The following is a 10,292-nucleotide window of genomic DNA, read 5'->3' as shown; positions in this document are numbered from 1 at the left end:
ATGTAACATCGGTAGGCGGTGCTCAAGAATCAGTAGCTATTATTGATGCGGCACTTAAATACGTAGATAGCCACCGAGCTGAACTGGGTGCATTCCAGAACCGTTTCGACCACGCTATCAGCAACTTAGACAACATTAACGAAAACGTAAATGCTTCTAAGAGCCGTATTAAAGATACCGACTTCGCGAAAGAAACGACTCAGATGACTAAGACTCAGATCCTTTCTCAAGCATCAAGTTCGATTCTTGCACAAGCGAAACAAGCGCCTAACTCAGCGTTGAGCCTACTAGGCTAAAAAAGTAAAATTATGAATAAAGCCAGGTGTCCTCACCTGGCTTTATTTTTTTGTGGAGAATATACCAAATAGAATTTTGAATAATTCAGTTATATGAACGTATTGAATCCAGAGCTTTAAAATAGACAACTGAAGAGGAGAGGGATTTTAAATACATGGTGTCATTGAAGACCAACATGTCTGCCATGATCGCCCAAAAATATATGGGAGATGCTCAAGCGGATGTTGTCGACGCCCAAAGTAAACTGAGTTCTGGTTCTCGAATTGTTAAAGCTAGTGATGATGCTGCAGGTTTGCAGATAGCTAATCGATTATATGCACAAACCCGCGGAATAGACACTGCGCAAAGCAATGCAAATAATGCTTATTCTATAGCTCAAACAGCTGAAGGTGCATTGCATGAAAGTACTAATATGCTGCAAAAGCTACGTGAACTTGCGTTGCAATCAGCGAACGGTGCGAATACGCAAAACGATAGAGAGAGCATTCATCTAGAAGCTGAAATGTTGAAAGATGATTTAGATAGGATTGCTTTAACAACCACTTTTGCTGGTGAAGAGTTATTCGATGGATATTTTGGGAAAAAAAGTTTTTATCTTGGTCCTGATGCTAATGGAGTCTCACTGAATTTGAAAAATATGCGAACAGATCACTCTGAAATGGGGGGTAATTTTGTTCGTGCATCGGATTCTACTGATGAAAATTGGTCTGTGACTGAGAATGAAAATGAGCTGAAATTTGATTATATTGATAGGCAAGGTAAATCAGAGCAACTAGATATTAGGCTTAAAACAGGTGATGATGTTCATCAGGTGGCAAGTTATATCAACGGGCAGCAAGATGTGATGAAAGCTTCGGTTACAGAGGATTTCGAATTACAGTTTTTTGCTTCTACGAAGCTTGCTCCTGAGGGGTTTGAGGTTTCTGGTAGTTTTGCTAATAGCCTAGCAATAGGAGATACAGAGCCTATTGGGCTAGATGACTTAGACCTATCAAATGTAGGAGATGCTCAGTTAGGGATCGCGGTTGTAGATGCGTCCTTAAAGTATGTCGATGGTCACCGTAGTGAAATTGGTGGATTTCAAAATGGAGTAAGCAGAACAATAGATAACTTGACTAGCATGGACAGCAATATATCGGTAGCGGAAGGTAGTATCCGAGATACTGACTATGCAAGAGCGTCGACTCGGTTAGTGAAATCGCAAATTTTAGGGCAAGCGACTTCTGCACTTTATGCCCAAGCGAATCAAAATCCGACAGCAGCTTTAAGCTTACTAGGTTAGTTATTGGGTTAGATTGCTCTAGAAACAAAAAACGCTGCTCAGGGCAGCGTTTTATTTTAAAGGAACTAGATTATTTAGTTACTTTAAGAACTGGAGTTTCACCAACAGTTACAGAACCAGAAAGTTTGTTTAACTCTTTGATTTCGTCCATGTTAGAAATAACAACAGGAGTAAGAGTTGATTTAGCTTTCTCTTCTAGAAGCGCTAGGTCGAAAGTGATGATTGTGTCACCAGCTTTAACAGATTGACCTTCTTCAGCTACACGAGTGAAGCCTTCACCTTTTAGCTCAACAGTATCGATACCGAAGTGAACGAAAAGCTCAACGCCATCGTCAGACTCAATAGAGAATGCGTGGTTAGTTTCGAAGATTTTACCGATAGTACCGTTTACAGGAGCTACCATTTTGTCGCCTGCTGGTTTAATTGCGATGCCGTCACCAACAATTTTTTCAGCGAAAACTACATCTGGCACATCTTCGATGTTTACGATTTCGCCAGAAAGAGGTGCGATGATTTCGATTGCACCAGCATCAGCGCTGTCATCAGATACAAGCTTTTTCAGTTTGTCAAACAGACCCATTGTGTCATGCTCCTAACGTTTAGTTTTATTCTGTAGAATATACTATACCAATCTAACAAATTAGACGACTATTTTTAAGCCGTCTAACTTTATTAAGCTCTTGGTGATTACTGAGTTTTCTCAGCGATGAATTTTTCTACGCAAGCTTCAATTTCTGCAGCTGTAGGTAGAGATAGTGCTTCGTCAGCCATAGCTTTAACTTCTGCGAAGTTAGAGTTACGGATTACTTTCTTAACTTTAGGGATAGAGATACCGCTCATAGAGAACTCATCTAGACCCATACCAAGAAGAAGTAGAGTTGCACGCTCATCGCCTGCTAGCTCGCCACACATACCTGTCCATTTGCCTTCTTTATGAGAAGCATCGATTACTTGCTTGATTACAAGAAGAACCGCTGGAGATAGTGGGTTGTAAAGGTGAGAAATCATCTCGTTACCACGGTCAACTGCAAGAGTGTATTGCGTTAGATCGTTAGTACCGATAGAGAAGAAAGCTACTTCTTTAGCAAGGTGGTGGGCGATTGCTGCTGCTGCTGGAGTCTCAACCATTACGCCAATTTCGATGTCTTCATCGAATGCGTGACCTTCAGCGCGAAGTTCAACTTTGTACTCTTCGATTGCTTTTTTCAGTTCACGGATCTCTTCAATAGAAATGATCATTGGGAACATGATACGTAGCTTACCGTGTGCAGATGCACGAAGAATGCCGCGTAGTTGGTCACGTAAGATTTCACGGCGATCCAAGCTGATACGTACTGCACGCCAGCCTAGGAACGGGTTCATTTCTTCTGGAAGATCCATGTATGGAAGATCTTTATCGCCACCGATATCCATTGTACGGATAATCACTGACTCACCGTGCATTGCTTCCGCTACTTCTTTGTAAGCAATATATTGCTCTTCTTCAGTAGGAAGTGCAGTACGGTCCATGAATAGGAATTCAGTACGGTACAGACCAACACCTTCGCCACCGTTGCGCAGGATACCGTCACAGTCTTTAACTGTACCGATGTTGCCGCAAACTTCTACTTGATGGTTATCAAGAGTGATAGCTGGTAGGTCTTTAAGTTTTGCTAGTTCAGCCGCTTCTGCTTCAAAATCAGATTTGATTTTCTTAGCTTCTGCTAATTCAGCGTCAGAAGGGTTGATGATGATCTTGTTGTTCATCGCGTCTAGCACAAGCATGTCGCCGTTCTTAACTTGCTTAGTGATATCGTTAGTACCAACGATAGCTGGAAGCTCAAGTGAACGTGCCATGATTGAAGTATGAGATGTACGACCGCCGATGTCACAAGCGAAACCAAGAACGTAGTCTAGGTTGATTTGCGCAGTTTCAGATGGCGTTAGGTCGTAAGCAACTAGGATAACTTGTTCATTGATATCTGCTAGAGACACAATGTTGATGCCTAGTGCATTTTTAACGAAGCGAGTACCGATATCACGGATATCAGTCGCACGTTCTTTTAGGTACTCATCATCAAGTGACTCAAGTGCAACAGCTTGCTCTTCGATCACTGTGTAGATCGCGTTGTCTGCGTGCATTTTGTCTTTCTTGATGAGTGCTAAAATCTCTTCTTCTAGCTCTTCATCTTCAAGCAGCATGATGTGGCCTTCAAAGATTGCTTCTTTTTCTTCGCCAAAAGTTTCAAGTGCTTTTTGCTTTACAACTTCAAGTTGTTGAGAAGATTTGTTACGAGCGTCAAAAAAACGCTGAACTTCTGCTTCAACTTGATCGTCTGAGATAGATTGAGTGTTTAGGACAATTTCATCTTCTTGAAGTAGTAGTGCTTTACCGAAAGCAATACCAGGAGATGCTAGGATGCCTGAAATCATAGCCTTACCTTAGTTGTTCAACTGTAAACGGGAGAATGTGTGACTTTAAGCTGCTGACAATAAGTCGTGCTTATTCGTCTCTATTTCGAACAAAGCCACTTTGCTATGCAAAATGGCTTTGAAAAGAGGAGACCGGATTAGTGTAGTTGATCCATAAGAGCAACTAGGTGGTCTACAGCTTGCTGAGCTTGAGGACCTTCAGCAGAAATAGTTACGTTAGTACCTTTTACTAGGCCTAAAGTTTGTAGCTTGAAAAGGCTTTTTGCGCTAGCGCTTTTGCCGTTCGAAGTCACAGTGATGTCTGCATCGAAAGATTTTGCTTCTTTAACGAACTGTGCAGCAGGACGAGTGTGAAGACCATTTTCTGCTGTGATTTCTACTTGCTTCTCGTACATTTTATATACCCCAATTAATTTATTTTTTGTAAGTTTGTAACCAGTTCAGCTTAACTTCTTTGACTCAATTCTGCTAGAGCCGAAGAGTTTTGTTCGTGTCAGAAATGAAACTGGTTAAAAGTTTTCCAGCTATGGTGTTCTTTTTTGAATACTCACAACCTTCGAAAATCTGTTTATTGCTTCTTTTATTTTGAAGCGAAAAATAAAACAGATGTGATATTACCAAAGGTGAGGCAGGGATCAACAAAAAAGCCCCTAATAGGGGCTTTTTTGGAGTAAAAATTGATTTGACCACATATTACTGCTGGTTCTCTTTCTCCGTGAAAATGCCAGCAAATAGGGCTGTACTTAGGTAACGCTCACCAGAGCTTGGCAATACGGTAACGATAGTTTTTCCTTCAAATTCAGGAAGTTCCGCTAGTCTGTTAGCTGCAACAACGGCTGCGCCAGAAGATATGCCAGCCAGGATACCTTCTTCTTCCATCAAGCGACGAGCCATTTCAATTGCTTCATCAGATGTTACAGATTCAACGCGGTCAATAATCTCTAAATCAAGGTTTCCAGGAATAAATCCAGCACCGATACCTTGAATCTTATGAGGAGCAGGCTTAATTTCTTCACCCGCTAGAGCTTGTGCAATCACTGGAGATTCAGCTGGCTCAACTGCAACTGAAGTGATTGCTTTGCCTTTTTCACCTTTGATGAATCGGCTTGTACCTGTGATTGTACCGCCAGTACCAACACCGGCTACAAACACGTCAATTTCGCCGTCAGTAGCTTCCCAAATTTCAGGGCCAGTAGTCTGTTCATGAATTTGAGGGTTTGCTGGGTTGTTGAATTGTTGTAGTAGTAAGTATTTGTCTGGATCTGCTGCAACGATTTCTTCTGCTTTTGCGATAGCGCCATTCATACCTTTTGGAGCTTCAGTCAGCACAAGGTTAGCACCTAAAGCTTTTAGTAGTTTACGACGCTCTAAGCTCATAGACTCAGGCATTGTTAGTGTTAGCTTGTAACCACGAGCAGCAGCAACGAAAGCTAGAGCAACACCTGTATTACCACTTGTCGGCTCAACCAGCTCGATACCTTCTTTTAAAGTACCTGCTTTTTCTGCTTCCCAAATCATATTTGCGCCAATACGGCATTTAACACTAAAGCTAGGGTTACGAGCTTCAATTTTTGCTAATACTTTACCTTTACTTACTTTATTTAAGCGGACTAGGGGAGTATTGCCAATTGTTTGAGTGTTGTCTTCGTAGATTTTGCTCATCTGATGTTCCTTCATTTAATGATAGAACTAAACGTAGTATATCAATCGGAATACCGTCTAGTGTCTCTTAATGTTTTTTGATCTTGAAAAGAGATTAGAATAGATGAAAAAAAGGTAAAAGGATTAAAAAGTTATATCATATAGAGATGTGGTGCGAAGACGCAGGATTATCCCTAGATGTTGGACATCTAGGGAAGGTAGATTAACGCTTAATTTGATCTTTGAATTCACCCACCCACATTGCAGTTGCACCACAAACAGCAACAGGCATAACAATTAGATTAAGAATTGGGATGGTTGTAAATAATGAAACCAACATACCAAAGCTATAGGCTTTTCCTTGTTTTTGTTTCAAATTGTTTCTCATGTCATCAAAGCTAATTTTATGGTTATCAAATGGATAATCAGCATACTGAATCGCTAAAATCCATGCAGTAAAAATAAACCATAGAAATGGCGCGACAGTTTGACCTAAAGCTGGAATCAGTAATAGAAGGAAGAGACCAATAGCTTTAGGTAACACATAGACAAGTTTTCTCCACTCACGCGCTAGGATCCTTGGTGTATCTTTTAGGACGTCGAGCAAACCATCATCATTTACTTTTTTTCCGCTAAGCATCTCTTCTACTTTTTCTGCTAGAAGCCCATTGAATGGGGCGGCGACAAAATTAGCGAGTGTGCTAAAGAAGTAAGAGAAAGTAGCTAAGATAGTTAAAGTCAGTAATGGCCATAATATATAAGATAACCATGAAAGAAATTCAGGTAACCCACCAATCCAACTTTCTATCCAGATATTCAAGTTGGAAAATATATAAAATAGAGCACCACCTACAAGTAAGACGTTAGCAAGTAGTGGCAGGAGCACAAACTTACGAATACTTGGGGATAAGGCTATTTTAAGGCCATATATAAAGTAGCCGAAGCCAGAATGTCGTTTAGATTCAGTATGCATATTCAATATGTTGGTTAATTTGCGGACAGATATAGTGTACTCGACCAGAATTAAGAAAAAAAGCGTGGTGAAAATCACATCATCTGATGAACTTCTTTCATTAAATTGTTCTAAAACAGTCACTACATTTGGTAGAGTAGTGAGATTAGCCAAATTAACTTAACTCAGTAACAGCTTTAATAAGCTAGTTAACTGGGGCAGCTGAGAGCGAAAAATGCAGGAATTGCGATTTGTACTCATTATTGTAGGCGCTTTAGCTATCGCCGCATTATTGTTCCATGGCTTATGGACGAGTAAGAAAGAAGGAAAAGCAAAGTTTGGTGATAAACCGTTGGGTAAGCTTGATAACGGTGAACTTGACAGCCAAGAAGACTTACCTAGCCGTTCATTTGCTCCTGAAGATGATTTTGAAATAATAAGGAAAGAGCGTAAAGAACCTGATTTTGCTACGCCTGAGTTTACAGCAGATCCTCTTATTGATTCAGATGTATTAATGAGCCCTCAAAGCGTTGATGCTAAAAAATCATTTGAACCTGATGAAGTACCTTCATTTAGTGTTACAGATACTCCTGAAACCTTCGAAGATAACGCATCTGAGAGCATTTACGATGTAGTACCATCTCAATCGGTTGCCAGCCCTTCGTCTGAAATGGTTGAGAGTGGAATTAAGCAAACAGAGCAACCTCAGCCTGCAGATGTATTCGGTTCAGAGTCTCCTCATATAGTGAGTACTCCGCTGGCACACGAAAACCAAGTGAGTGATGCAGAAGAAGGCACCATTCAAGAAAGTGCGGTTAAAGACGAAGAACCGGAATTAGAAGTCATTATCTTAAATGTTCATTGCGCGGGTGAGGCACCATTTATTGGAACTGAATTGTTCCGTAGCATGGAAAATAATGGCCTGACTTATGGTGAGATGGCTATTTATCATTGTTATGCAGGAAATGCTGATTCACCTAAAGTGATTTTTAGTGTGGCGAATATGATGCAGCCAGGTACTTTAGAGCATGGCAATCGAGCAGACTTCTCTACGAAAGGTATTTCATTCTTTATGACCTTACCTTGCTTCGGAGAAGCGGACCAAAATTTCAACGTAATGTTACGTGCTGCTCAAAAAATTGCAGATGACATGGGTGGGAATGTGTTAGATGAATCTCGTAATTTGATGACACCAAATCGTTTATCAGATTACAGAAAACAGATTCGAGACTTTATGACTAAGTAGTTTCGTATTGTTAAGCCATATTACCTCCAATATCAGTACATAGTGACTATACTGGTACACAGTCTAGAAAATAATCGCTGTAAAATTCATAAAGAGAAAAGGGTTCCTCAGGGAGCCCTTTTTGATGTTTAGATATATACCGAGAATATTATGAAAGAATCCATTCAAGCTACCTTAGAACAGCTCAAAGAAACACTGCACTACCATGCTGTCCGTTATTACGTGGAAGATAGTCCTGAAATACCTGATGCAGAGTATGATCGGTTAATGCAGCAGTTACTTGAAATTGAAAAGCAGAATCCGCAGCTCATCAGCATTGACTCTCCTAGCCAGCGTGTTGGCGGGCAGCCACTTGATGGCTTTAGTCAAGTAAGCCATGAGATTCCAATGCTGTCACTGGATAATGCATTTGATGATAGTGATCTGGATTCATTCTATAAGCGAATGTCTGACCGCGCTCCGACTTCAGACTTAAGTACATTCTGTTGCGAACCAAAACTGGATGGTTTAGCCGTTAGCCTTCTATATGAACAGGGTACATTGGTTCAAGCTGCGACACGTGGTGATGGAGCGACAGGTGAGAACATTACCGAAAATGTCCGAACAATAAGCGCAATCCCTTTAAAACTGCAAGGTGAAGGTTGGCCCGAACGAATCGAAGTTAGGGGGGAAGTCTTCATGCCTAAAGCTGGGTTCGATAAGTTAAATGAGCTTGCAATTAAAAAAGGTGAGAAAGCGTTTGTAAACCCAAGGAATGCTGCCGCAGGTAGTCTAAGGCAGCTAGATTCAAGAATTACCGCGACTCGCCCTTTAAGCTTTTATGCTTATAGCGTCGGAGTCGTAGAAGGCGCGGAGTTATCTGGAAGCCACTACAATCGATTTCTGCAACTTAAAAGTTGGGGACTCCCAATGTGCCCTGAAACTAAGCAACTAAGCTCTCTCGATGATGTGAAGGCTTACTATCAAGATATCATGACCCGTCGTGATGCTTTAGCTTATGAAATTGATGGTGTAGTGATTAAAATTGACAGTATTAAAGCGCAAGAAACTTTAGGGTTTGTGGCAAGAGCTCCTAGATGGGCTATTGCTTACAAATTTCCAGCGCAAGAAGAGATCACGCTTTTAAATGATGTGGAGTTTCAGGTTGGTCGAACCGGTGCGATTACTCCTGTGGCGAAGTTAGAGCCTATTTTTGTAGGTGGCGTAACCGTTAGCAACGCAACCCTGCATAATGCTGATGAGATTGAACGACTTGGCGTTAAGATTGGTGATAGCGTTATTATCCGAAGAGCGGGAGATGTTATTCCCCAAATTGTATCTGTTAATGTTGAACGTAGACCGGAAAATGCTCAAGACATCGTATTTCCAAGTGCCTGTCCTGTATGTTCCTCTTCGGTGGAAAGAGTGGAGGGGGAAGCTGTTGCCCGTTGTAGTGGTGGATTAGTGTGCCAAGCTCAACGCAAAGAAGCCCTTAAGCATTTTGTTTCACGAAAAGCATTAGACGTGGATGGTTTAGGAGTAAAAGTAATAGAGCAGCTTGTTGATCGTGAAATGGTTGAGACTCCCGCGGATTTATTCAAATTAAGTGCAGGTCTACTAACTGTATTGGATCGTATGGGACCTAAATCTGCTCAAAATGTTGTTAATGCGCTGAATACCGCTAAAGAAACTACATTGGCAAGATTTATCTATTCACTCGGCATTCGTGAAGTCGGGGAAGCAACAGCGATGAATTTAGCTCAACACTATAAGTCCCTAGATGCTGTTTCATTGGCGACACACGATTCTTTACTCGAAGTTTCAGATATAGGTAATATTGTTGCGAAGCATATCACATCTTTTTTCTCGCAAGAAAAAAATAAAAATGTAGTCAATGAGCTGATTGAGCTTGGTGTTCGCTGGCCTGAAATCGTATCGCTTGATGAAGGTGTTGAACTACCATTAGAAGGTAAAGTGGTGGTACTTACTGGTTCATTATCCCAACTCGGTCGCTCAGAAGCCAAAGCGGCATTGCAGAGTTTGGGTGCCAAAGTAACGGGCAGCGTTTCAAAGAAAACGGATATTTTATTTGCTGGTGAAGCTGCGGGTTCGAAACTGGCTAAAGCTCAGGAGCTAGGAATAGACATTAAAACTGAGCAAGACTTGCTCGATATGATTAATTAATACATTTTCCATGCTTCTAAAAAGGCACCACTTAGTGGTGCCTTTTTTATTTTTAGACTTAAAATAAAAGTACAAAATTCGCTCAATAAATTAAGCCATATAATACGTGAGCTTTTTATTACGTGATCACTATCTATGTTAAGGATAATCAATAAATAAAATAAAAATAATGCGACGCACTTCAATTGAATTTTAGCTTTGCATATATCTAAATTGTTGTTTTTTAAGGTTTATATATATTTAAAGTACATCGCTCTGTTTATTGTGTACTTGGATCACTAAGTTGATGAAAATTTGGA

9 protein-coding genes are annotated in these 10,292 nt (G+C 40.7%); 4 read left to right on the top strand and 5 right to left on the bottom strand.

Features of this window, described 5'->3' with window-relative positions:
* A partial coding sequence (locus tag L4C37_RS18505) for a flagellin (protein ID WP_429769397.1) occupies positions 1-296 on the top strand: 296 nt, incomplete at its 5' end.
* Positions 297-451: 155 nt separating this feature from the next.
* The gene (locus L4C37_RS18500; protein ID WP_429769396.1) at positions 452-1,579 is read left to right on the top strand and encodes a flagellin; all 1,128 of its coding nucleotides are present in this window, start codon (positions 452-454) and stop codon (positions 1,577-1,579) included.
* A 70-nt stretch (positions 1,580-1,649) separates the two neighbouring features.
* On the opposite strand, the gene crr is transcribed toward L4C37_RS18500, so the two are convergent.
* The 5 genes from crr to cysZ form a co-directional block, all read right to left on the bottom strand.
* Complete coding sequence (gene crr, locus L4C37_RS18495; protein WP_004737851.1) at positions 1,650-2,159, bottom strand: PTS glucose transporter subunit IIA; 510 nt, start codon at positions 2,157-2,159, stop codon at positions 1,650-1,652.
* A 107-nt stretch (positions 2,160-2,266) separates the two neighbouring features.
* Positions 2,267-3,991, bottom strand: coding sequence for a phosphoenolpyruvate-protein phosphotransferase PtsI (gene ptsI / locus L4C37_RS18490; RefSeq protein ID WP_429769395.1), 1,725 nt, complete (start codon positions 3,989-3,991; stop codon positions 2,267-2,269).
* A 137-nt stretch (positions 3,992-4,128) separates the two neighbouring features.
* On the bottom strand, positions 4,129-4,386 hold the full coding sequence (locus L4C37_RS18485) for an HPr family phosphocarrier protein (protein ID WP_004734263.1): 258 nt from the start codon (positions 4,384-4,386) through the stop codon (positions 4,129-4,131).
* Between the two features lie 298 nt (positions 4,387-4,684).
* Positions 4,685-5,653: a cysteine synthase A gene (gene cysK, locus L4C37_RS18480; protein ID WP_137374786.1), complete on the bottom strand. Its 969-nt coding sequence runs from the start codon at positions 5,651-5,653 to the stop codon at positions 4,685-4,687.
* A gap of 202 nt (positions 5,654-5,855) precedes the next feature.
* Positions 5,856-6,605, bottom strand: a complete 750-nt coding sequence (gene cysZ, locus L4C37_RS18475) for a sulfate transporter CysZ (protein WP_137374799.1) — start codon at positions 6,603-6,605, stop codon at positions 5,856-5,858.
* A gap of 214 nt (positions 6,606-6,819) precedes the next feature.
* On the opposite strand from cysZ, the gene zipA reads away from it, so the two are divergent.
* Complete coding sequence (gene zipA / locus L4C37_RS18470) at positions 6,820-7,830, top strand: cell division protein ZipA (RefSeq protein ID WP_429769394.1); 1,011 nt, start codon at positions 6,820-6,822, stop codon at positions 7,828-7,830.
* A gap of 150 nt (positions 7,831-7,980) precedes the next feature.
* Positions 7,981-9,993 (top strand): NAD-dependent DNA ligase LigA, encoded by a 2,013-nt coding sequence (gene ligA / locus L4C37_RS18465; protein WP_429769393.1) that lies wholly within the window; start codon positions 7,981-7,983, stop codon positions 9,991-9,993.
* Positions 9,994-10,292: the final 299 nt, after the last annotated feature.

Source organism: Vibrio kagoshimensis, from assembly GCF_050337535.1.
GTDB lineage: Bacteria > Pseudomonadota > Gammaproteobacteria > Enterobacterales > Vibrionaceae > Vibrio > Vibrio gallaecicus.
The sequence above is the reverse complement of the archived record's forward strand: the minus strand, read 5'-3'. Positions and strand labels throughout refer to the sequence as shown.